At 29.9% G+C, this 21,292-nt stretch carries 22 protein-coding genes and 6 pseudogenes; 14 read left to right on the top strand and 14 right to left on the bottom strand.

The features are described 5' to 3' along the window. Window positions 1–57: 57 nt before the first annotated feature. Together M1D64_RS12520 and M1D64_RS12515 are read left to right on the top strand one after the other, a co-directional pair. Window positions 58–135 (top strand): annotated as a pseudogene (locus M1D64_RS12520) (replication initiation protein); the annotation flags it as partial. A 194-nt stretch (window positions 136–329) separates the two neighbouring features. Next, window positions 330–869, top strand: coding sequence for a hypothetical protein (locus tag M1D64_RS12515; RefSeq protein WP_069821681.1), 540 nt, complete (start codon window positions 330–332; stop codon window positions 867–869). A gap of 416 nt (window positions 870–1,285) precedes the next feature. Here the strand turns inward: M1D64_RS12515 and aldA are convergent, their stop codons facing one another. Further along, window positions 1,286–2,710 carry an aldehyde dehydrogenase gene (gene aldA, locus M1D64_RS12510; RefSeq protein ID WP_069821682.1) on the bottom strand — a complete coding sequence of 475 codons (1,425 nt, stop codon included), beginning with the start codon at window positions 2,708–2,710 and terminating at the stop codon, window positions 1,286–1,288. A gap of 72 nt (window positions 2,711–2,782) precedes the next feature. Next, a pseudogene (locus tag M1D64_RS12505) lies at window positions 2,783–3,019 on the bottom strand (winged helix-turn-helix transcriptional regulator); the annotation flags it as partial. Between the two features lie 278 nt (window positions 3,020–3,297). Here M1D64_RS12505 and M1D64_RS12500 point away from each other — a divergent pair. From M1D64_RS12500 to bioB, 4 genes and pseudogenes are all read left to right on the top strand, one after another. Then, window positions 3,298–4,038, top strand: coding sequence for an SDR family oxidoreductase (locus tag M1D64_RS12500; protein WP_002483573.1), 741 nt, complete (start codon window positions 3,298–3,300; stop codon window positions 4,036–4,038). A gap of 190 nt (window positions 4,039–4,228) precedes the next feature. Then, window positions 4,229–4,903 carry an IS6-like element IS257 family transposase gene (locus M1D64_RS12495; protein WP_480977507.1) on the top strand — a complete coding sequence of 225 codons (675 nt, stop codon included), beginning with the start codon at window positions 4,229–4,231 and terminating at the stop codon, window positions 4,901–4,903. Window positions 4,904–6,547: 1,644 nt separating this feature from the next. Continuing rightward, window positions 6,548–6,814 (top strand): annotated as a pseudogene (locus tag M1D64_RS12490) (aminotransferase class III-fold pyridoxal phosphate-dependent enzyme); the annotation flags it as partial. A 58-nt stretch (window positions 6,815–6,872) separates the two neighbouring features. Then, on the top strand, window positions 6,873–7,862 hold the full coding sequence (gene bioB, locus M1D64_RS12485; protein ID WP_041080315.1) for a biotin synthase BioB: 990 nt from the start codon (window positions 6,873–6,875) through the stop codon (window positions 7,860–7,862). A gap of 215 nt (window positions 7,863–8,077) precedes the next feature. Here the strand turns inward: bioB and M1D64_RS12480 are convergent, their stop codons facing one another. From M1D64_RS12480 to M1D64_RS12465, 4 genes and pseudogenes are all read right to left on the bottom strand, one after another. Next, window positions 8,078–8,506, bottom strand: a complete 429-nt coding sequence (locus M1D64_RS12480) for an Hsp20/alpha crystallin family protein (protein WP_063489141.1) — start codon at window positions 8,504–8,506, stop codon at window positions 8,078–8,080. Between the two features lie 21 nt (window positions 8,507–8,527). Next, complete coding sequence (locus tag M1D64_RS12475; protein ID WP_164972256.1) at window positions 8,528–8,695, bottom strand: hypothetical protein; 168 nt, start codon at window positions 8,693–8,695, stop codon at window positions 8,528–8,530. Between the two features lie 533 nt (window positions 8,696–9,228). Next, window positions 9,229–9,535, bottom strand: a pseudogene (locus tag M1D64_RS12470) (protein rep); the annotation flags it as partial. A 10-nt stretch (window positions 9,536–9,545) separates the two neighbouring features. Continuing rightward, window positions 9,546–10,328 (bottom strand): annotated as a pseudogene (locus tag M1D64_RS12465) (replication initiator protein A); the annotation flags it as partial. Between the two features lie 715 nt (window positions 10,329–11,043). Here M1D64_RS12465 and M1D64_RS12460 point away from each other — a divergent pair. Both M1D64_RS12460 and M1D64_RS12455 read left to right on the top strand, forming a co-directional pair. Continuing rightward, window positions 11,044–11,244 carry a hypothetical protein gene (locus tag M1D64_RS12460; RefSeq protein WP_041079823.1) on the top strand — a complete coding sequence of 67 codons (201 nt, stop codon included), beginning with the start codon at window positions 11,044–11,046 and terminating at the stop codon, window positions 11,242–11,244. A 154-nt stretch (window positions 11,245–11,398) separates the two neighbouring features. Next, window positions 11,399–11,782, top strand: coding sequence for a YxeA family protein (locus tag M1D64_RS12455; RefSeq protein ID WP_480977506.1), 384 nt, complete (start codon window positions 11,399–11,401; stop codon window positions 11,780–11,782). Window positions 11,783–11,880: 98 nt separating this feature from the next. Here M1D64_RS12455 and M1D64_RS12450 read toward each other — a convergent pair whose 3' ends face one another. The 3 genes from M1D64_RS12450 to M1D64_RS12440 form a co-directional block, all read right to left on the bottom strand. Then, entirely contained in the window at window positions 11,881–12,021 is a 141-nt protein-coding gene (locus tag M1D64_RS12450) for a hypothetical protein (RefSeq protein WP_002484302.1), read from the bottom strand. 220 nt (window positions 12,022–12,241) lie between these two features. Continuing rightward, window positions 12,242–12,655, bottom strand: coding sequence for a YxeA family protein (locus M1D64_RS12445; RefSeq protein WP_069821902.1), 414 nt, complete (start codon window positions 12,653–12,655; stop codon window positions 12,242–12,244). Window positions 12,656–12,709: 54 nt separating this feature from the next. Next, a complete protein-coding gene (locus M1D64_RS12440) occupies window positions 12,710–13,045 on the bottom strand; it encodes a magnetosome magnetite crystal formation protein family (protein ID WP_052463671.1) in 336 nt (111 codons plus the stop codon). 203 nt (window positions 13,046–13,248) lie between these two features. Here M1D64_RS12440 and M1D64_RS12435 point away from each other — a divergent pair. From M1D64_RS12435 to M1D64_RS12415, 5 genes and pseudogenes are all read left to right on the top strand, one after another. Further along, window positions 13,249–13,593: pseudogene (locus tag M1D64_RS12435) on the top strand (DUF4260 domain-containing protein). Window positions 13,594–13,633: 40 nt separating this feature from the next. Next, complete coding sequence (locus M1D64_RS12430; RefSeq protein WP_041079828.1) at window positions 13,634–14,032, top strand: hypothetical protein; 399 nt, start codon at window positions 13,634–13,636, stop codon at window positions 14,030–14,032. A 41-nt stretch (window positions 14,033–14,073) separates the two neighbouring features. Continuing rightward, complete coding sequence (locus M1D64_RS12425) at window positions 14,074–14,688, top strand: FMN-binding negative transcriptional regulator (protein WP_069826210.1); 615 nt, start codon at window positions 14,074–14,076, stop codon at window positions 14,686–14,688. 200 nt (window positions 14,689–14,888) lie between these two features. Then, window positions 14,889–15,077, top strand: a complete 189-nt coding sequence (locus M1D64_RS12420; RefSeq protein ID WP_037539147.1) for a hypothetical protein — start codon at window positions 14,889–14,891, stop codon at window positions 15,075–15,077. 197 nt (window positions 15,078–15,274) lie between these two features. After that, on the top strand, window positions 15,275–16,573 hold the full coding sequence (locus M1D64_RS12415; RefSeq protein WP_480977505.1) for a peptidoglycan recognition protein family protein: 1,299 nt from the start codon (window positions 15,275–15,277) through the stop codon (window positions 16,571–16,573). 71 nt (window positions 16,574–16,644) lie between these two features. Here M1D64_RS12415 and M1D64_RS12410 read toward each other — a convergent pair whose 3' ends face one another. The 3 genes from M1D64_RS12410 to M1D64_RS12400 form a co-directional block, all read right to left on the bottom strand. Then, window positions 16,645–17,058, bottom strand: coding sequence for a GNAT family N-acetyltransferase (locus M1D64_RS12410; RefSeq protein WP_041079832.1), 414 nt, complete (start codon window positions 17,056–17,058; stop codon window positions 16,645–16,647). A 41-nt stretch (window positions 17,059–17,099) separates the two neighbouring features. After that, window positions 17,100–17,591, bottom strand: a complete 492-nt coding sequence (locus M1D64_RS12405) for a hypothetical protein (protein ID WP_480977504.1) — start codon at window positions 17,589–17,591, stop codon at window positions 17,100–17,102. Between the two features lie 458 nt (window positions 17,592–18,049). Beyond that, entirely contained in the window at window positions 18,050–18,460 is a 411-nt protein-coding gene (locus M1D64_RS12400; protein WP_041079834.1) for an Lrp/AsnC family transcriptional regulator, read from the bottom strand. Between the two features lie 110 nt (window positions 18,461–18,570). Here M1D64_RS12400 and M1D64_RS12395 point away from each other — a divergent pair, with 110 nt between their 5' ends. Next, window positions 18,571–18,978 carry a carboxymuconolactone decarboxylase family protein gene (locus M1D64_RS12395; RefSeq protein WP_326023758.1) on the top strand — a complete coding sequence of 136 codons (408 nt, stop codon included), beginning with the start codon at window positions 18,571–18,573 and terminating at the stop codon, window positions 18,976–18,978. Window positions 18,979–19,026: 48 nt separating this feature from the next. Here the strand turns inward: M1D64_RS12395 and M1D64_RS12390 are convergent, their stop codons facing one another. Together M1D64_RS12390 and M1D64_RS12385 are read right to left on the bottom strand one after the other, a co-directional pair. Continuing rightward, a complete protein-coding gene (locus tag M1D64_RS12390; protein WP_126424528.1) occupies window positions 19,027–20,331 on the bottom strand; it encodes a TrkH family potassium uptake protein in 1,305 nt (434 codons plus the stop codon). A gap of 139 nt (window positions 20,332–20,470) precedes the next feature. After that, window positions 20,471–21,217, bottom strand: a complete 747-nt coding sequence (locus M1D64_RS12385) for a poly-gamma-glutamate hydrolase family protein (protein WP_069821898.1) — start codon at window positions 21,215–21,217, stop codon at window positions 20,471–20,473. Window positions 21,218–21,292 lie beyond the last annotated feature (75 nt).

The raw sequence follows: 21,292 nt of genomic DNA, 5'->3' as shown, positions 1-21,292 counted from the left end.
AAGATAGTTTCGAATTGAAAATTATCTTGCTGGCGTTTTCTATTTATCAATTAAAATGTTTTTGCCGCTTTTTATAAATCACTTAAGAGTAAACAAATTCTTGTATATTCAAGGTTGTTTAAAGATAAGCGAAAATAATTCATACAAAGAAAAGATTAGAAAAATCATAAATAACCTTCTAATTTTTTATACCAAAATAGCTTCTAATAAATTTAAGAGATGGAAAAGTTAAAGTGAAAAAATTGATAATCTTCATTTATTTTATACTATTAACTATAGCTTGTATAATATAGATAGAGTAAAACTAAGTTATTATAAGGAGGAATTTAATGTTAAGTATTTTACAAGCAATTGGTTCAATTGGAACATTTATTATGGCGATTTTATATTTCGTTTCAGTAATGGTACAAATAAGACAAATCAAGATTTCTTTTATACCATTCTTGGCCTTCGATCAGATTATTATTGAGCAAACTGACCGTTTGAAATTGAAGAATATAACTGAATCTGATACTGACTATGTAAATACTGCTTTTAAACTACAAAATTTAGGTGGAGGGACTGCTAAAAATATTGATATAAAAGTTTATTTAGATAAAGATGAAAATAAAGTTTTACAGGAAAAACATATAAATATTTTGCCTAGTAATAAATTTTATTTAATGCCTATTAATAAAAAGGCGTTTGAAGAGTTTGAAGATACAATTAAAAATAATGGCTATACAACTAATATGTATATAAATATAAAATATTTTAGCCAAATCTCTAAAAAGCAAAACAGTATCACATATAGAGTAAATATTGAGGAGTTTGTTAATTTAGATGATAAAGATTTGTATGAAATGACTTTTGATACTTTTAATTCATAAACCATAGTGAATTTCAAACGATAAGTATTTAATGTTTCTGCAAAATCGAGGGTTTTTGGTTTTATGAAAGCTATATCATTCGAATACTATCATTAAGCAATTTTTCTAATAGAAAATACAGAGTGTTTTGGCGAGACACTTGAAGGAACGGGATAAGCTGAAGACTACAGGCTGAATCTGTCCTCTAAGAAAGCGAGCCAACAATACGAAGTATTGTAAATAAAACAGCCAGTAAATGAATTTATAATAAATTCATTTACTGGCTGTTTTTCTAGTAATTATGTCCCTGACTCTTTTTCTAGTAATTATGTCCCTGACTCTTTTTCTAGTAATTATGTCCCTGACTCTTTTTCTAGTAATTATGTCCCTGACTCTTTTTCTAGTAATTATGTCCCTGACTCTTTTTAATTATTAGTTTACCATCTAATATAACTTACAGTTGTATTGTAATATTCTTCAAAACCATGAATACCATCTGCACCACCAAGACCAGATTCTCTCCAACCTGCGTGATAACCATTGATTGCTTCTTCAGCCTCGCAGTTCGCATAAACTTCTCCAAATTTTAAACATTCAGTAGCTGTCATAATTTCTTTTAAGCTTTCAGAGAAAATATAAGATGATAGACCTGCATTAGTATCATTTGCCATATCAATAACGTCATCAAAGTTTGTATATGTGGTTATAGCAAGAACAGGACCGAAAATTTCTTCTTTAAAAGCATTATCAGTTGCTTTTACATGATCTAAAATAGTAGGTGCATAGAAGAATCCTTCACGGTCTAATTTATGACCACCTAACACTAAATCTGCTCCATTCTTAATTGCTTCTTGAACTTTATCATCAATACTATCTAATTGTTTTTGATTCATAATTGCACCATAGTCAGTGTTTTCATCATATGGATCTCCAACTTGAAGAGCATCCATTTTATCTTTAACCTTGTTAATAAAGTCGTCATGTACATCTTCATGAACAAAGATTCGTTCTGGACATGTACATACTTGGCCAGCATTATTAATACGTGCAGTAACGATATAATCAACAGCCTTATCTAAGTCAGCGTGTTGTGTGACAAGAACAGGGGCATTTCCACCTAGTTCTAAGTTGAGTTTTTTTATGCTATCAGCCGCATTTTTAAATACAGCTTTACCTGCTCCCATGCTACCCGTTAGTGAAACAAGCTGAATATCTTTATGTGTCGCCAATTGTGTTCCAACTGTTTCGCCAGTACCTGGGACAATTTGGATGAGTCCAGCAGGAATAGTTGAATCACGGAAAAGTTCAGCAATTTTTAATGTTAATAATGTTGTTTCTTCACTTGGTTTGATAACGACAGAACAGCCAGTTACAATAGCTGGAATCACTTTACGCATAAGCACCAAAATCGGAGCATTCCAAGGTACAATACCAGCAGTAACGCCGATTGGTTTTTTTGTCAGTTGAATGGTTTCGTTTACTATAGTATTTTGTAATACTTCACCTTTGTTACTCATACTTAAACTTGCCATATAATCAATGTATTCTATTGATTTATCAATTTCACCTTTAGCTTGTGCTATTATTTTACCTTGTTCTTTGACGTATAAATGAGCGATATCATCTTTATGTTGTTTAAGTAAAGGAATTAATGATTTTGCACGCTCAGCACGTGTAGGAGCCGGTATTTTTTCCCATTCAAGTTGAGCGCGTTTAGATTTATCAATTGCGTCGTTTACCTCTTCTTCAGTAGCAAATGTAATCGTATCGATTGTTTCTCCCGTTGCTGGGTTAATCACATCCAATGTTTCTTCAGATGTACTTTCTACAAATTCATTATTAATAAATAGTTGATTCGTCATTAACTACACCTCCTTGGGTCTAATTCCCGTAAAGTATTAAATTTAAACTATATCTGATAATCAGTAATTATGTTAATATTTTAGCTTCTTATTTTTAAGTGTATCTAGAAATTCATCTCCCCAATTACAAATTGAAAAAACTACTTTATCAAGCTTTAATCCTATTTTGGTCAACTTATATTCTACTTTAGGAGGTACTAGCGGGTAGGCTGTCCTTTCAATGATTTTGTCTTGCTCTAATTCTCTGAGTTGTCTTATTAACATACGTTGATTGATATTAGGAAGTTTGTTTTGTAATTCACTTAATGGTATTTGATAATCTAGAATAAGTTTTATAGACAATTTCATAGTAAATTATTAATTGAGTATAGTGTTTTATTGAAATAAAAATAGATTATGAGCATAACGCTAGCTTATTATATTGAACATTTTATAATAGTATAGAAATATAAATTGATTAATACACAATCCTCTTTTTGTCGTTATACTAGATTGAAATTGAAATATTTTAAAAAAAAGTATTAATGATGTTTCGATAACGATAAAATAGTGAAGTATATAATTATGATAATTTAGGAGGTAAGAAAATGAATAATGTAAAAGATAAAGTAGTTGTGATAACAGGTGCATCTAGTGGTATTGGTGAGGAAACTGTGAATTTGTTATCTGAAAATGGTGCCAAGCTTGTTTTAGGTGCGAGACGTTTAGATAGATTAGAAAAAATACAACAAAAAGTAGGTCGTGATAGTGTAAGTATTAAAAAAACTGATGTAACAAAGGCCGATGAAGTAAATGCATTAATTGAAACAGCTTATAATGATTTTGGCCGTATAGATGTTTTAATTAATAACGCAGGTCTTATGCCTCAATCCTTTTTAGAAAAGAATAAGCAAGATGAATGGAATCAAATGATAGATGTGAATATTAAAGGTGTATTATACGGCATTGGTGCAGTATTACCTTATATGAGAAAACAAAAATCAGGCCATATTATTAATTTGGCTTCTGTGGCGGGACATGTTGTTTTCCCAGGTAGTGCTGTTTATTGTGGTACCAAATATGCAGTGAGAGCGATAACTGAGGGATTAAGACAAGAAGAAGCTATAGTGGGTTCAAATATTAGAACAACAATTCTATCTCCGGGGGCTGTCAGCACCGAATTAACAGATCATATTAGTGACAAAGATATGAAACAAGATATAGATGAATTATATAAAAATGCAATTAAACCAGATGCTATTGCTAGAGCTATTAATTACGCAATTAATGAGCCGGAAGAATCTTCTGTAAATGAATTTATCATTCGTCCTAGTAGCCAAAGTTTATAATTTAGAATCTCTTATTTAGTAACTAATTTTAATAAAAAAGGCATGGCAATTTATTAAAATTGTCATGCCTTTTTTATTAGACTAATTTCTGATAACGAGCGCTTATGTTAATATCTATGAATATTGTTTTTAATGGTTCTGTTGCAAAGTTGAATTTATAGTATAATTTTAACAAAAAGGAGTCTTCTGTATGAACTATTTCAGATATAAACAATTTAACAAGGATGTTATCACTGTAGCCGTTGGCTACTATCTAAGATATGCATTGAGTTATCGTGATATATCTGAAATATTAAGGGAACGTGGTGTAAACGTTCATCATTCAACGGTCTACCGTTGGGTTCAAGAATATGCCCCAATTTTATATCAAATTTGGAAGAAAAAGCATAAAAAAGCTTATTACAAATGGCGTATTGATGAGACGTACATCAAAATAAAAGGAAAATGGAGTTATTTATATCGTGCCATTGATGCAGAGGGACATACATTAGATATTTGGTTGCGTAAGCAACGAGATAATCATTCAGCATATGCGTTTATCAAACGTCTCATTAAACAATTTGGTAAACCTCAAAAGGTAATTACAGATCAGGCACCTTCAACGAAGGTAGCAATGGCTAAAGTAATTAAAGCTTTTAAACTTAAACCTGACTGTCATTGTACATCGAAATATCTGAATAACCTCATTGAGCAAGATCACCGTCATATTAAAGTAAGAAAGACAAGGTATCAAATTATCAATACAGCAAAGAATACTTTAAAAGGTATTGAATGTATTTACGCTCTATATAAAAAGAACCGCAGGTCTCTTCAGATCTACGGATTTTCGCCATGCCACGAAATTAGCATCATGCTAGCAAGTTAAGCGAACACTGACATGATAAATTAGTGGTTAGCTATATTTTTTACTTTGCAACAGAACCAATAAAACTCAATAAAGAAAAAGTTAATGTTAAGTAAAAAATAACCCTTCATCCACTAGTCACCATATAAATATCTACAGGGATATTTTACATAGTTAGGACAATAAGAAAATGCCCCTAAAAATTTCTAATTACATCACATAATATAGCTTTCCTTCTACTATTTATTATCAATTTGTCAGTACTTCCACTTTTGGAAGTCAATATGATTTTATTATCTATTTTTATAAATACTCTCTGTTATAACAGTAAATAATTCATAAAAAAAGATACCAAATCCAAATTGGTTTGGTATCAATCTCTTTAAATGAAAACAATGATTGCCTGTCTGAAAATGAAAAATAAAATTCTTAACAGAACTAATTAATCTGCTAAGAGCTTTATTACGCTTAATAAAAGAAATCATAAATTAATGATTTCTGAAGGAGGAGTCTTTGCTCTTTCTTCAATCTATGTAAATTATAACACATTTTCTTATCATCAAATATCAAGAATGATTTTAAAAAAGAAGAGATTAAAAAATTAAAAATGAATAAACTTCTAATTTTTTATACCGAAACAGCTCCTTATAAATTTAAAAAACGTAAAATTCAACATAAAAAATTTGCGGTTTCCTTTATTACTTTTGAAATTTTAAGTATCAATGAATAACACAAATTCGTTTTCTATCACTACTTAAATTTCGTTTTTGATATTTCATTTTTTCAAAAATGGCTTATTCTATTAGAATAAAACTTCAAAATTCTTTATTCTATTAGAATAAAAGGGTATCTGAAGCCCTTTAAATAGGCTTTATTTATAGGATTGGGAATCACATTAACAATGCCATTCGTAATTTATAGAATAAAAAATACTCACTGCATTTTTGTCTAATATAAATGTGCTATAAATACTGTTATAACAGTATTTATAGCAATATCAAATGACGAAAGAATGGTAATAAAATACATCAGCTATGCTGATTGACACGTCAGTGGCATTGTATTTCCTTATGCTCTTATTTTTTATTCTGCTTTCAGCATAAAAAATAAATGATTTGTACAAAAGTTAAATGAATAAAAATGATTTTTTCGCTATCATAATGACTCATTCTTTTCGTACCAAATCACTCAAGTTTATCTTTTTAATTAAAAGATGTTACGATACGTGATCAAAAGAACGTAAGAGTAACTTTATTTAGCTGTTTACAGCAAATAAACGTATAGAAAATGTACTGCTAAGAAGAACATTAGATATACCTTACTACCTTTAGAAAATTCAATTTTTAACTTTAAGTCAGTAAATTATTATTCATTAATTTAAAATTTGTCTAAAATCATCAACAGTATATATAAAGTATATTTTCCCTTCTTGGTCATACCATTATTTAAACGTAGGGTTAAATGCAAACCAGAAGTCTGACGATAACTTCAAGAGTTTCTAGGAACTTTTTTGGAATATTAGTAATTAAGGCCTCTCTTTTTTAGATAAATGTCAGATTTATTTTTGTATTTAATGGGAGTGCTTCACCTCAAATGTAAACTTTTTTATTTTTTTAGTTTACATTTAGAACGCTTAGTTTTATTATCAGTACTAATACAGATATAGGAAAGAGTGGTGAAATGTTTGCTTGTAATCATGAAAATGTGCGCTAGATATCATGTGTCTAGGTAAGACGATTACGGGGGGATTTACCTTTAGCTGCTACTTTAAATTCTCAATAGATTTATAAAACATTTTTAAGCGATAATCATAGCGTTAATACATTTTTACATAGCTATACTTACCCCGGTAACCAAATAGTATGTTCCATTGCTTTAGAAAATATTGTTACTTTTGTTCCAATTTTAAGCATATTAAATAAAGAAATTTAAAAAATGGTTAATATTTTTGAAAAAGCACTACACAATATATTAGATGAGGATGATTAATATGAATTTAGCTGAAAAGATTTTAAAAGGAGAAACCTTAACTAAAGAGAGGTTATTGAAAATATATGAAAATCCTAATATAGATACATTAGATTTATTGAACGAAGCCTATATATTAAGAAAACATTATTATGGAAAAAAAGTGAAATTAAATATGATTTTAAATGCTAAGAGTGGTATATGTCCGGAGAACTGTGGTTATTGCGGTCAATCTAGAGATATGAAACAAAAGCAAAGATACGCTCTAGTGCCAGAAGAACAAATTGTTAGCGGAGCCAAAGTAGCTCACGAGAATAACATAGGTACATATTGCATTGTCATGAGCGGCCGAGGACCTAGTAACAAGGAAATTGATCATATAAGTAGAACAGTAGAAGAAATTAAATCAAACCATCCTCAACTGAAAATATGTGCGTGCCTTGGTTTAACTAATGATGAACAAGCTAAGAAGCTCAAATCATCTGGCGTTGATAGATATAACCATAATATAAATACGAGTGAAAACTATCATGAAGAAGTTGTAACTACCCATACTTATAAGGACAGAACAAACACTTTAGAAATTATGAAAGAAAACAATATTTCACCATGTTCTGGTGTGATTTGTGGGATGGGAGAATCAAATCAAGATATCATAGATATGGCTTTTGCCTTAAAAGAAATAGATGCAGATAGTATTCCTATTAATTTTTTACATCCTATTAAAGGTACAAAGTTTGGAGAAATGGATGAATTGACACCCATGAAGTGCTTGCGACTTATATCTCTATTTAGGATTGTCAATCCATCTAAAGAAATTAGAATTGCTGGCGGTAGAGAAGTTAATTTGCGTTCACTACAACCTTTGGCCTTAAAGGCAGCAAATTCAATATTTGTAGGAGACTACTTAATTACTGGAGGACAGCCTAATAAATTAGATTATAAGATGATAGAAGATTTGGGATTTGAAATCGACTCTGGATATAATGAGCTGAAAGAAAAAGTAGAATAACCTTACAAAGTGATTTTAAAAATTACAAGAAGAAGGTTTATATGGAGAGATTAAATCTATTGAATCCATTCATGGTAAAGATATACCTGTAGATGGGAAAATGATATTAATTTCGCCTCCAATGATTATCGATACAAGAAGAAACTCGTTTTCAACTCGTTGCTTAAAACCCTAAAAAAGAGATGTGAAAATATTTTCACATCTCTTTTTTTATATTAATTGATATCTATGACTTTTCTTTGACTATTTTCTGTTTTTGGTAAATCTACAGATAAAATACCATCTTCAAATTTAGCCTCAATATTATCTTCATCTATATTATTAAGTGAATACATTCTCTTCACGTTACTATAAGATCTTTCTTTTTGAATGACTTTACCTTCATCATCTTTTTCTTCATTTACCTGATTATTTTCAGCAGAAATTATTAGCATCCCATTTTCATAAGAAATATCTATTTGGTCTTTTGAAAATCCTGGAAGCTCTGCTTTTAATTCATATCTATCGTCTTTTTCACTAATATCAGTTTTTATACTTTGTTCATCAGGGAAATTACTAAAAAATTGTCTTCCAAAATCTCTAAATAATTCACTAGGTGTCATATCAAAATAATCTCTTCCAAATGGTTTTAAATCATAAGTCATAACAATCACTCCTTATCATATTTAACCTATTTTTTGATTCATATTTTTGACATAATCCAAATCATTTAAATACTCTTCCCAATTACTGTTGAATTCGAATTCAACAAAAGGGCTAAATTCAAATACACCATCAAAATTAGACATATTCTTAAAAGGTATTAGTTTTTTTGAATTTTTATCTAAACTCATATCAACCCCTCCCTATAAAGCATATAACTATTTTCACTATATATATAACATAAAGGTCAAAGTTGGTCAATAAATTTTCTCGGCATAAATGTGTATTCTATTTATTTTTCTTCTCTCCAAAATAGTAAGATAAAAAAACTCCAATACCACCAATAAAAACTGCAACAAAAATCCCAATCCACATTAAAATAGACATAGAAAACGCTCCTTTTTAAGTAAACTCTATCACAAGAACGATTTAAAATTTAAATACCTTTATTTTGAATTTTAAAAGGTCATTTTAAAGATTTAGAGGTAAATCATATAGTTTTATGCCTAAAAACGTATATAAGCTCTTAAAACGCAAATATGAGCCAAATAAATATATTCTCATTTCATAAACAAAAATTTGAGCAAATCCAGTGTCGATTTTTAAGACACTGCCCAGTTACATGCAAATTAAAATTTGCATAGTAAAACTGGTCAACCATGCAGGTTGAACGATATAGTTCCCGCAGGGGCAAAAAAGCATAAAAAAAACGCTAGCTTTTAAGCTAACGTTTCAAGTCATTTAAGTAATAATTTTGTTTTTCAAAATGCCAAATCGCAGTAATTGAATGTGCTTTTTCTTCTTCGTCTGTTGTTTTATCTTCGTCACTTGTATGAATTAAATTGCCATCTTCGGCATCGTCTAAATTTAAAATTTTATATTTTTGTTTAAGCAATCCACCATAACTCAACATACGTTTTCAGTATAAACCTTTTTCCAAATCATTCACGATTTCTTGATTTTTTTCATCATCATCAGTTAAAAAAAGATGACTTAACCGAATATTTTGAGGTTTCTTTGATTGCTATAAGATTATCTGAATTATTGGTTAAAGATATTATGTTGTTTCATGTTTTGACGACGCATATTAAGTGCGTGTATTTCTTCAAGTTCAGCTTTAATCGATTGCATCAAATAACCCTGCATAGCTTCAATCGTTTCATTTTTCTGTAGCAGCATCGCTTTAAAACGTTTCAACACACTTACAATTTCAAATTCAACATCTTCTAAACGATAATAGGTATCATGTGCATTATTAAATGATTTTTTTCCTTTGAGTAATACACTTTTAATAATTCGGATTTCTCTAATTTCAAATTTATTTAAATAATCTTGAAGTTGTTGTGGCAATTCTTCGAGAACTTGGAATTTAAGTGCATCATTATTAAATTCAGTTTGTTGATGATTTGTATGATTCGAATGATTGTGGTTTGTTGAATTGTTATATGTATCATTCATATCATGCGTATCATTATTCTCAGTCTCTATATAATCAGTGTTATTTAAATCAGTATCATTAGACTGTGAATTTGGAAGTTCCTTGGTACGACTGGCTTCAATATCATAATTTGGTTTTAATAAATATAATCTATTGGGTTTATTAAGGCCTACACGTTCTTGAGTTAGTAAATTAAAATTTACTAATTCTTTTTTCAATTTTATGATTTTTTGTTCTGCATAACCTAAGTACTCGCACAAATGTTTATTACTGAAAATAAAGTAAATGTTATTATTTTTATCTACCCATTCATTTTGGATGGATAATTCAAAACGATCTTTTAATAATGCATACATAATTTTGGCTTCTGCTGACATTTTAAAAAATTAATAGATGATGAATGGAGTTCGAGTATGTTTTATCCTGATACAATCATGCTAATCCTAACAATAATGGCATTATTATTTATATTGTATTGGTTTTCGGTTTAATACTTGATAAATCAGTTATTTATCTGTTTATTGCACTTTTCATTCATTCAATCCTTTTATTTAATATACGTTATTTTTGGAAAGGTCAATCTTTTGGAGATGCTTTTACATATTCTTTTGATTTTCTTACCATAATTGTAGTAATCATATTTGTTATCTATAAAATCAATAAAGGAAAAACTAATGAATAATTGGAAGAATATTAGTTGATTTTAAATATAGAAAATAATCAAAGGGGGCGTTTTGCAGTGAAATATAGAGTAATGAGTGGACTTAAAGATGGACTTTTTGTATTTATTGGTGTTGTACTCATTGCACTTTTCTTTAATTATACAGGGATACAATTTGGTCATAATAGGCTTTGAGGTAGTTTTGGCAATTTAAATGTGATTAATATATTTGAAGATAAAGCATTAAATGGATTACTTATTTTAGGCGTAATATTAGGAATGATTGCCTTTATATTAGGGTTTGCTTCTCCAAAAATAATAAGTCTAAAGAATTTAAAGAGGAATAACAATTTCAAATAATGTTTATTTAACGAGCGTTGTAATTGATATTATAATTTACACGTAAAAATCGTGACTGATAAAAAGGTGAGGTGCTTTTTATGCCAAAATCACAACAATATTTATTGGGATTAACGTTGATCCTCTTTGTATTTAATATCATCATTCCTGTTGTGGGCGCAATGTTTAATGTAGATGCATTAGATTTTAGATCAATGTTAATCAAATGCACACAAGGGTTGTTTATCTTAGTTTTTGTAATTTTTACTTATAGACAAATTAAGCGTAAAGGCTTTAAATAATATTAAATTAGCCTGCTATCTTGCTATTAGATAGTGGGTTTTTTCTATAGATGACAACTTTGTCATATGATTTAGGATATATGTCATGTATATCAAACGAAACAGTATGCAATGAAGTGTTATGATTTCATTACATACAAAAGGAGGGTAAGTCATGAAAATCATATATACGATATTGTCGATCATTATAGTAATCTTTTTGGCGTTATTGGGGTGGAAATTTTACGCCGAATCACATACGGACAGTCAAAATGTCAGAGATTTAGCTGATTTTAATCCTTTAATTAAATCTGAAAAGTATTATGTTGAAACAAGTGCACCTAAAAGTGCTAAAGATTTAGGAGAAGGTACGCTTTATAAATATCAAGCAAAAGCATATGACGAAGATGGAAAAAAGAAAAATCTGGAATATACGGCTACTAAAAAATTAAAACAAGAGCGCTATTTAGAAATAAAATATAAAGTAGGAGAAGTGAAGAGTTTCGAGGAAGTCAGCTTCTCTGATATACCGAAAAAAGCGAGAGCACAACTGAAATAATTATATTGAATTAGAAACATAGGCTTCTATCAATTGAGTATAATAACCCTGTAGCTATTTAGCTATAGGGTTATTATTTACTTGTATATAGACATAAACTACTGTCTTTTCGTTTCGCTATATAAAATACCTACACCACAGCCGCTACTACCCAATTGATAATCAAATTGAACGATTTCAATATATGGATTTTCTTGTAAAAAATCATTCACCTTTTTGTTTAATCCCTTTTCAGTCATTGTATTAAAACAAATAAATTTCATAGTAAATCAGTCCTTTTCTAATTACTTTTGAATCTTTTCGTACAATGTCACTTTTAATCAATTGAAAGTATATGGCATTTTTTACTTATATTATAGTATACCCAGTAGAAAACAAAATTTAGCAACTTTATCTATTAATAAAATGAGGCTATCAATCATATCAAACCCAAGTAAGATTGATAACCTCATTCTATTATTACTGTTGCATTTCTAATTTTTTTAATGGCTTATGAGGGACTTTATCTTTAGATACTTCATTGTATGATTTCGCTTCTCCTAAGAATAAAGAAACTTTTAAATAAGCTCCTTTTTTTAGTTTCTTCATTCCATTAAAAGTAACTGTATGAGCTACTCCATCTTTATCGAAACCATCAGTCATATAAGTATATGCTCCGATTTGATTTTTACCATTTTTCTTAAGTGGATCACTTACTTGTACATAATAGTCCGTTTCTCTAATCAAAGGATTGAATTGAGCAGCCTCTCGTATATTAGTATTATGATAATTGCGTTCTGCATAAATTTTCCAAGCAAATAAAGCAAGGAAGATGAATGCAATGATAACAATGACTGTAGTGATCATAATGATGAATTTTTTAGAACGGGTCATAATAGAAACTCCTCTGAAATTCATTTTTGATATGTTTATTTGGATGCTTTGTAATTATTTTGATAAAAGCTTGATACCTCGAATTAAATTAAAGATAAATAGCATAACGACGATAATTGCAAAATGTAAACCTAGAGTGATAGAGGTATAGGAAATCGTCATAGGGTTATCAAAGGGTTTCTCATAGACTTCTTTAGAAAATATAAAAACGATACTACTTAAAAAATAAAAAATTGCCACACCTATATGGTTTAATAGTGCCTTTTTGGCATGTGTGGTTACTGGTTTTTGAGTGAATATCCAAACAATTATAGGAAATAAGATTGGCGCAAAAAATACACTAAAATAATTTAATGATGAAAGTACGTTTTGATTGTTATCATGATCCAAGATATTTCACCTCCGATAAAACAAGTAAAACACAAAAAAATAATGTAATAAACAATACATTGCTCAAGTGACAACATTGTAAGTCATATATAAATTTTATGTAAATTTATTAAAGATTATACATAGTTGTATATCTTTAGTTGTTGCCATAAACTATAATTATAAATTGATACGTATCAGTTTTTATGATTAGGAGATGTTACATGCGCAATTTAATAAAAGTGGAAAATGTCTTTGTTTTAATTCTAGTCATTAGTTTATATTTTATGTTTGATTTTTCTTTTTGGCTCTTTTTAATATTTTTATTAGCGCCAGATTTAACTGCCATTGGCTATGTATTTAATAAACGGATAGGTAGCACGGTCTATAATGTTGGACTTACGTATGTGTTGCCAAGTTTAGTAACGATATTATATTTATTGTTAAAATAACCCATATTACTCCAAATTGCGCTTATTTGGTTCGCGCATATAAGTATGGATCGGACGCTTGGTTATGGATTAAAGTACGCTTCAGATTTTAAAATAGCGACTATACAACAGCTTTGAAAATTCGTTTTCAATAATAAAAGATGGAGGCATAAGACATATGTTAGATAATCAATTATTAAAAACACAAATTGAAAATTTCTACCAAGATATCCTGATTAATTTGGATACTGAAAAAATAGAACATTATTTTGCAGCTGAGTATATCCAAGAAACAGAGCATGATACGTTAAATTTAACGGAATTTAAGTTGCATCTTCAAAAATTAAAAGAAGTGGTAAAGACTTTAACAATAGAGCAATTTAAAGATATGTTGATAGACGAACAACAACAAACTATATTTTTAAGATATGATGTTAGGGTAGAGAAAAAAGATAGTTCGAAAGGCAATATTGAAGTCTATGCGATATTTAAATTTAATGAGTCTGGTAAAGTCACTTCATGTCGTGAGTTGACTAAAGCATATCACCATGATGTACAAGGCTTAGCCAGTATATAAATTTTGCATTATTGTATTTACTGATTAAAGGGGTGGGAATGATGTATATTCCTAAATATTATGAAATGAAAGATTATGAGGAAATTAAACGTTTTATCAATGCGTATAATTTTGCGACAGTCGTTTCGATTGATGGGGAGCAACCTGTTGCCACGCATGTGCCAGTGAATATTTATGAGGATGATAAGCAGCTGTATGTTTCTGGACATCTGGCAAAAGGTAATCAGCAATGGCGAACATTGAATAACAATAAGTCAATCTTAGTCATTTTCCAAGGACCACATGGCTATGTCTCATCTACATGGTATGAAAATGAAGATGTCCCAACTTGGGATTATCAAAGTGTTCATATTTATGGAGAAGGACAGTTATTAACGCATGAAGCGCTTGAGGCAGATTTAGCAAAACTATTAGATCAATACGAGGGACATCGAGAAGATGGTGCAACTTGGAATAATTTGTTGGATAATACCAAACAGCAAATCAAGGGTATTGTTGGTTTCAAAATTAAAGTGAATGACATACAAGCTGCATATAAATTAAGTCAGAATAAATCTGAAAAAGATTACACAACGATTGTGGAACATTTAGCTGAAAGTGATGACGAATCTGAGCAACAACTGGCAGATGTTATAAAAGACCATAGACAATCTTAAGAGAAAGATGATCTAATGCTAAGTGAATTCTAGAATTTCGTTTCTGATTGTTATGAAAGGGGTATTTTAATACAAAGACTACGCGCAGACTAACCTTTATACGATGAAATTCATTATGCTTTTAAGTTAATAAGTTCATGAATGCTTAATTATAAACACTTGCGTTTGAATTTATATTGATCATATTAGGGGTGATGAACATGGCTACGTTTGTATTAATCTTCCACTTGATTTGTTTAGTGCTTGTAATAGTAGCAGGTATTGTGGCATTAAAAGAATTTAGGAAACCGCCTAAAAGTCGTAATCAAAAAAGAATTGATGCATTGCTCGTATTTGTATTAGTCATTGCATTAATCGCAATATTATCTAGTGTGTTCACTGATATATAATGAAGCCACCATCTTTGAAGATGGTGGTTTTTAATTTTCAAAATAAATTTATAGTGAAATCACCAAAAATAATAAGTAGTATAAAATAATAAAAATTTTTGTGAATGTTTGAATAATATTATAAACTAAAAATATAGGTGTTTGAATATACAGTGGCACTTCTAATATGGCTATGGTCAAAACAAAGGAGATATTTTATGAAATATAGGTTGAGTTTGTCAGTAGTATTGGCAACGAGTTTAATTTTAAGTACAACAGTCGCACAAGCGCAAGAAGGCAATCATAAGCAAACAACAGAAAAAAATGAAAAAGAGAATACAAGTAAACCGATTAATTTTGAAAAAGCTCAAAAGATGAGCCCACAAGCGCTGAAGGACCAATTAACACCAGAAGATTTAAAATTACATAATAAAGTAGCAGAACATAATACTGTTGAAGCACGTACGTTTGCGAATAGAGCATACCAAGACGTCAATACATATATTGCAAATAATAATATAAAGCCAGCCCAAATCGTCCAAGATGCTAGAATGAATAATTTACCTAAATATAATTATAAGTCTGGAAAATTTATAGGCGTAGTTATTCATGAAACGGCCAATCCAAGCAGTACGATTGATGGTGAAGTGAACTACATGTACAACAATTACAATAGTGCGTTCGTGCATGCCTATGCAAGCAGTGATAAAATTATTCAAACTGCGCCGAGTAACTATTTAGCATGGGGTGCTGGTGCAAATGCCAATCCGTATTTTTATCAAATTGAATTAACACGATCTAATACGTTTGATGGTTTTGCTAAATCTGTTAATAATCAGGCATACTTAGCTGCAAAAATGTTAAAAGAAAATGGTTTAACACCGTCACTTGCAGATAATAATCAAGGAACAGGCACAATTATTAGTCACAATGCCATCAGCCAATATTGGGGCGGCACAGATCACTCTGATCCAGTTGGTTATTTTAGTCAATGGGGATACAATATGAATCAGTTTTACAGTTTAGTTCAAAAACATTATAAAGTACTCTCGGGTGGGAACAATGACGCTATTACAGGTGCGACTTATAAAGTGGTTAAAGGCGATACATTGTATAGTATTTCTAAAAGAAGCGGTGTAACGATTGATAATATTAAAAAATGGAATAACTTGAAGAGTAATTCCTTATCAGTTGGTCAGACATTAAAGTTGAAAGCACCAAGTAATAATGGCGACATATCCGGCGATACTCATACAGTTGTCACTGGTGACACGTTATATAATATTTCAAAAAGAAGTGGCGTCAGTGTAGATAATATTAAAAAGTGGAATAATCTTAAATCTGATAGCATTAGTAAAGGTCAAACACTGTATTTAGTTAAAACATATACCGTAAAAAAAGGTGATACATTATACAGTATTGCTAAAAATCAAAAGACTACTGTAAATAAAATTAAAGCAGATAACAAATTGAATTCCAATAGTATTAAAGTCGGTCAAATACTGAAAATGAAATAGATTAATAAAGACACTTCATTTAATTGTTAAATTACAATAGTGAAGTGTCTCTTTTAATTTATATAAAGATCTTAAAGCGTATGTCTAAATAGCATAAATGCAACAGTATGATATTTATCATTTGAAAATAAACCGTATTTTTCATAAAAATGTCTTGTTTTATCAGTGTTATCCGTTAAAAGAACAACTTGCATCACATTTTGATATTTATTCAATATAGTAGTTAAAAGTTGACTACCTAGTCCTTTATTTTGAAATGGTTTTAATATCAGTATGTCTTGAATATAAATTATAGAAACACCATCACCCACGGTTCGAATAAGCCCGATAAGCGTTTCATTTTCCCATAGTGAAAGTACATGTAAGGAATTAATGATAGCTTCCTTTAGTTTGGTTGGATTAGTAGTATAGTTAGACCATCCAACATCATTATATAAATTAACTAATTGATTTAACGGTATGTTTGAATCTGTTGAAAAGTGCATAAGATTGTCACTCCTGTTTCGATATTAGTTCATTTCATTATTCATAATTTCTGAAACTTTGCATTGTACTCTTCTTGAGGCAATCCCTCGAAGTCTTTTTGTTTTGTTAAATCTTGGATTTGTTGTTGTGCTTCCTCAGACATGCGATCTGTTGAAAAATCAGTCGCTGGCATACTATTTAAGTCGATTTGTTGTTTAGTTTGAGTAGGTTGTTGCACTTGATTATCTTCTGCAGTATCTGGTGTTACATTGGATGGAATTTCATTACTTGGTTCTTCTGTTGACACAGCTACTTCATTTTGTTCATTTTGTGTTGATGCAGGTTCTGAAGAAGGTTGCTCATCACTATTAGCATCTTCTGTTTTAGATTGGTTATTTGGTTGATCTTTATTTTCAATTTTTTTATTACTTTTTGTTTTTTGTGATTTATCTGAATGGCTTTCTTTCGTATTTTTCGAATGTTTTTCTTCAGAATGACTACATGCTGCTAAGACCAAAAAACAAGATAATAATAAAAATAGTAATTTTTTCATTTGAGATTCTCCTTAGTATAAGTAATTATTAATATTGTACTATATTTATTTGTGAATAAGATGGAAAATGTGACAAAATGTAAATATATTAAAAGAATTAGGTGATGCAAATGAAGTATTTTAATAATTTTTATTGCTTATTGTATATAGCATCGATAATTTGTATAACTATTATGGTATACGTATATTTTGGTTTTTCAGCATATAAGGGATATGGATTAATATTCTATATCATTTTTATATTGATAAGCATATCGGTAGGTATCATGAATAGAAAATACAATTTGAGTAAAGATTCAAAAAAGAGAAAATAGAGGAACTTGATTAGACTGAAGGTAAGATTTAGATATAAATTAAAAATGCTTGTTTTGTAAAAAATCCAAGCATAAGAACTACTAATTTTCATTAAATGAATCAGTAGTTCTAAAAATAGTAGCTGAAAGAAGGAACGTTTGATATCAAACCGTTTCTGAAAATATAAAATGTGTTTTTGTATGGCCATATTTTTGCAAAATATCTATAAACGTTTCTACATCTTGCATGGTTTTAAATCTTGCTTTAAATAAAAAGCAGCTATCTCCTGATATACGATAACAAAATGCGACGTGGCTCTGTTCTGCAATAAAGGTTTTGAAATCTTTATATAAATTGTTTTTAATAACGATTTCAATGATGATATCTATATCATAGCCTAAAGCACTGTAATCAATATCAATGGTATAGTTCTTTATAATTCCTGAATCTTTTAATTTATTAATGCGTTCACGAACAGCGGGGATGGAAAGATTTGTAATTTCACTAATATCGCTTAATGATCTGCTACTATCTTCATTTAAACTTTGTAAGATTTTTCTATTTGTTAAGTCCATTTATAAAAACTCCTTAAATAATAAAGCATTTAACTATTTTTACTTAAAAAATAGCATTTCAATATAGTTAATAATGCCATAAAATAATGGATAATCAAGGAGTGATTATAATGGCATTAATTCAATTATCGGAAAATGGTACTACGCCTTTTCAAATGTTGCTTGGATATAACAAAGATATCATGTTAAGTTGGAGTAATTTAAGTGAATCTCTAGAAACAGATAACCAACTGTCTAGCGATTTAAAAGAAGAAATAAGAAGCATGCTTGCTCAAAATCACGGATGCGCGTATTGTAAAGCAAAAGGGCAACCATCGGGAAAATTTACTGATGAAAAATCTATGATATGTCTTGGTTTTGTTGATGTTTATATGAAATTAGGAACGGAAATTCCTGATTATATTTTACAGACTTTAAACGACCATTTGACTGAAGCAGAAATGAGTGAACTTATTGCTTTTATAACGTTTACAACATGTCAGCAATATTTCGGCGCAATAATGAAGCTAGAATCATAAATAAAAAAATAAGCACATATCCACGGTGAGGTAGATATGTGCTTATTTTTATAACTGTACATTGTCTTTTGCATAATGGAATAATTGTTTCTTTTCACTAATAAATAATTGCACAAAAGTGAGGATGCCAATTTTACCAATAAGCATCGTTACAATAATAATGATTTTAGTTACAGTACCATAGTCAGTTGTGAAATTCATGCTTAAACCTACAGTGCCGAACGCTGAAATCACTTCAAATAATACGGTCGTATAGGATGTATGTGGATTTAGCACACTCACAATAAACGATATACTTAATACAAAGATAGTTGCTAAAAGCGTGATGGTAACAGCAATTTTAAGTGTACGTTCAGGTATAGATTTTTTAAATATAGCTGGATGGCTCTCGTTTCTTAATGTACTTTTTATAAATAATAGCGTCAGAACTAAGCTGGTTACTTTGATACCACCAGCAGAACTGATGGGTGCACCACCGATAAACATAAATAACATCATCATCATTGATGTAGGTGTGGAAATTTGTCCGATATCAACGGTATTAAATCCAGCAGTACGTGTTGTGACGGATTGAAAAAATGAAGCTCCAATTTTTTCAATCAAAGATAAATGATTTAATGTGGATGGATATTCTAAAATGAAAAACGAAATGCTACCGACGATGATTAATATGAAAGTTGTACTCAAAACGATTTTGGAATGTAATTTAAGTTTAGTTAATTTTTGTGTTGTTACTAAATCAAGAAATACAAGTGGACCTATGCCACCCATAATAATTAATAAGGGCACGGTTATAGTGATAATAGGGTCGTTAACCGTACTGATTAGGTTATCTTTGAAAAGTGCAAAACCAGCATTATTAAAAGCAGACACAGAAGTGAATATACTTAAAAACACCCCTTGTCCTAAGCCATACTTTGGAATAAAGGATAACGCAATACATAACGCACCTACAAGTTCAGTTACCAAACTATACAAAACAAATTGTAAGATTAAGCGGATTATGCCCCCAGGCGTATCAATGTTCCACATTGCCATGACGAGGTAGCGACTTTTATTACTAATTCGCTTATTGATTAATATAAAGGTTAAAAGTGTCACAGTGACGATCCCTAATCCACCGATTTGTATGAGTGACATGATAATCGTATCGCCCAACCAATTGAATTGGGTAGAGACATCTATAGTAGCTAACCCAGTTACCGTAAATGCACTAGCAGCTATAAAAAAGGCGTCCACAAAATCAATAGGATGTTTACCTGTGATTGGCAAATATAATAGTAACGCGCCAATCAGTGTTGTTGTAATAAAAAGTAATAGGTAAAAGTATAAAGGCTTAGTTAATTGTTTCATGATTCATTTCCTTTACTATTTTAATCAATTGTATTTTATACCTATACTTTAAAAAAGCAAGTAAATTTTTTAGAAAACTTTTTGAATTTAAAAAACCAGAATCGTCATATAGTTTTAACGATTCTGGTTAAGTTGCCTATTAATTTTTATTTGTTTGTTCCTTAATACCTTTTGTTACAGCTTCAGCAAAATCGTATATTGATTGTTTATAATCATTGGGATTTTCACGTGTTTTTCTATCGAGACGCCCATGATCAAAAAAAGATTTACGATACTGAGTTGAGATTTCTAATTGAACGCCCGAGCCCGTCTCATTTTTATTGATGATATTTTTACTGGAATCTCCATTAACATAGTTGGGGCTCTTTTCAACATTAAATCCTTCTTTTTCGAGTTCTTTAGTAATTGATTTGGCCATAGCTTTATCTTTACCACCGATATAGACAACTTTCTTCTGTTCTTGTATACCGTGTATCGAAATCGATTCATTTGATTGATTCGTTAATTTAATTAGTTTGGGGTCATCAAAACGGGTTGAGGTAATATGTAATTTTTGATTATTTGATTTCATTAAACCTTCAAAACTATATAAATTATAATCACCTTTTTTAGAAATAAGTTTAGCTAATTCTGAAGTGCCAGGCTCAATGCCTCCTCCATGAATCGCTGTAACGAGTATATCTTTGTTATTTGTTGTTTTGGCATTTGTTTGCCAATCACGATGTTCTTTAGTATCTGATTTAAGTTCAGTGAAATTTTTATAATGATCTTGATTTTGTGGTTGGTCATTTTTCCAAACATATAAGAAATAAAGTGTCGCCAGAATAATTCCCACAATAATCAACATGATTAAATAATATAAATAAGAATGGAATGCGTTTTTCATAATACTCCCTTGTTAAGCATGAGCCTGAGACAGAAATAGATGTCACAGGCTCTTTTTCATTTAGGCAGTAGATGA

The sequence above is a fragment of the Staphylococcus sp. Z5-21 genome, from assembly GCF_056529615.1.
This window is presented reverse-complemented; position numbering and strand designations above follow the sequence as displayed.

What these genes read in the sequence shown, in the direction of transcription:
- M1D64_RS12400 (WP_041079834.1), bottom strand. Translation starts at nt 18,460, where the DNA reads ATGGACTTAACAAATAGAAAAATCTTACAAAGTTTAAATGAAGATAGT.
- M1D64_RS12480 (WP_063489141.1), bottom strand. Translation starts at nt 8,506, where the DNA reads ATGACTTATGATTTAAAACCATTTGGAAGAGATTATTTTGATATGACA.
- M1D64_RS12415 (WP_480977505.1), top strand. Translation starts at nt 15,275, where the DNA reads ATGAAATATAGGTTGAGTTTGTCAGTAGTATTGGCAACGAGTTTAATT.
- M1D64_RS12460 (WP_041079823.1), top strand. Translation starts at nt 11,044, where the DNA reads ATGCCAAAATCACAACAATATTTATTGGGATTAACGTTGATCCTCTTT.
- M1D64_RS12450 (WP_002484302.1), bottom strand. Translation starts at nt 12,021, where the DNA reads ATGACTGAAAAGGGATTAAACAAAAAGGTGAATGATTTTTTACAAGAA.
- M1D64_RS12500 (WP_002483573.1), top strand. Translation starts at nt 3,298, where the DNA reads ATGAATAATGTAAAAGATAAAGTAGTTGTGATAACAGGTGCATCTAGT.
- M1D64_RS12420 (WP_037539147.1), top strand. Translation starts at nt 14,889, where the DNA reads ATGGCTACGTTTGTATTAATCTTCCACTTGATTTGTTTAGTGCTTGTA.
- M1D64_RS12405 (WP_480977504.1), bottom strand. Translation starts at nt 17,591, where the DNA reads ATGAAAAAATTACTATTTTTATTATTATCTTGTTTTTTGGTCTTAGCA.
- M1D64_RS12515 (WP_069821681.1), top strand. Translation starts at nt 330, where the DNA reads ATGTTAAGTATTTTACAAGCAATTGGTTCAATTGGAACATTTATTATG.
- M1D64_RS12425 (WP_069826210.1), top strand. Translation starts at nt 14,074, where the DNA reads ATGTATATTCCTAAATATTATGAAATGAAAGATTATGAGGAAATTAAA.
- M1D64_RS12430 (WP_041079828.1), top strand. Translation starts at nt 13,634, where the DNA reads ATGTTAGATAATCAATTATTAAAAACACAAATTGAAAATTTCTACCAA.
- M1D64_RS12495 (WP_480977507.1), top strand. Translation starts at nt 4,229, where the DNA reads ATGAACTATTTCAGATATAAACAATTTAACAAGGATGTTATCACTGTA.
- M1D64_RS12410 (WP_041079832.1), bottom strand. Translation starts at nt 17,058, where the DNA reads ATGCACTTTTCAACAGATTCAAACATACCGTTAAATCAATTAGTTAAT.
- M1D64_RS12395 (WP_326023758.1), top strand. Translation starts at nt 18,571, where the DNA reads ATGGCATTAATTCAATTATCGGAAAATGGTACTACGCCTTTTCAAATG.
- M1D64_RS12445 (WP_069821902.1), bottom strand. Translation starts at nt 12,655, where the DNA reads ATGACCCGTTCTAAAAAATTCATCATTATGATCACTACAGTCATTGTT.
- M1D64_RS12390 (WP_126424528.1), bottom strand. Translation starts at nt 20,331, where the DNA reads ATGAAACAATTAACTAAGCCTTTATACTTTTACCTATTACTTTTTATT.
- bioB (WP_041080315.1), top strand. Translation starts at nt 6,873, where the DNA reads ATGAATTTAGCTGAAAAGATTTTAAAAGGAGAAACCTTAACTAAAGAG.
- M1D64_RS12455 (WP_480977506.1), top strand. Translation starts at nt 11,399, where the DNA reads ATGAAAATCATATATACGATATTGTCGATCATTATAGTAATCTTTTTG.
- aldA (WP_069821682.1), bottom strand. Translation starts at nt 2,710, where the DNA reads ATGACGAATCAACTATTTATTAATAATGAATTTGTAGAAAGTACATCT.
- M1D64_RS12475 (WP_164972256.1), bottom strand. Translation starts at nt 8,695, where the DNA reads ATGAGTTTAGATAAAAATTCAAAAAAACTAATACCTTTTAAGAATATG.
- M1D64_RS12385 (WP_069821898.1), bottom strand. Translation starts at nt 21,217, where the DNA reads ATGAAAAACGCATTCCATTCTTATTTATATTATTTAATCATGTTGATT.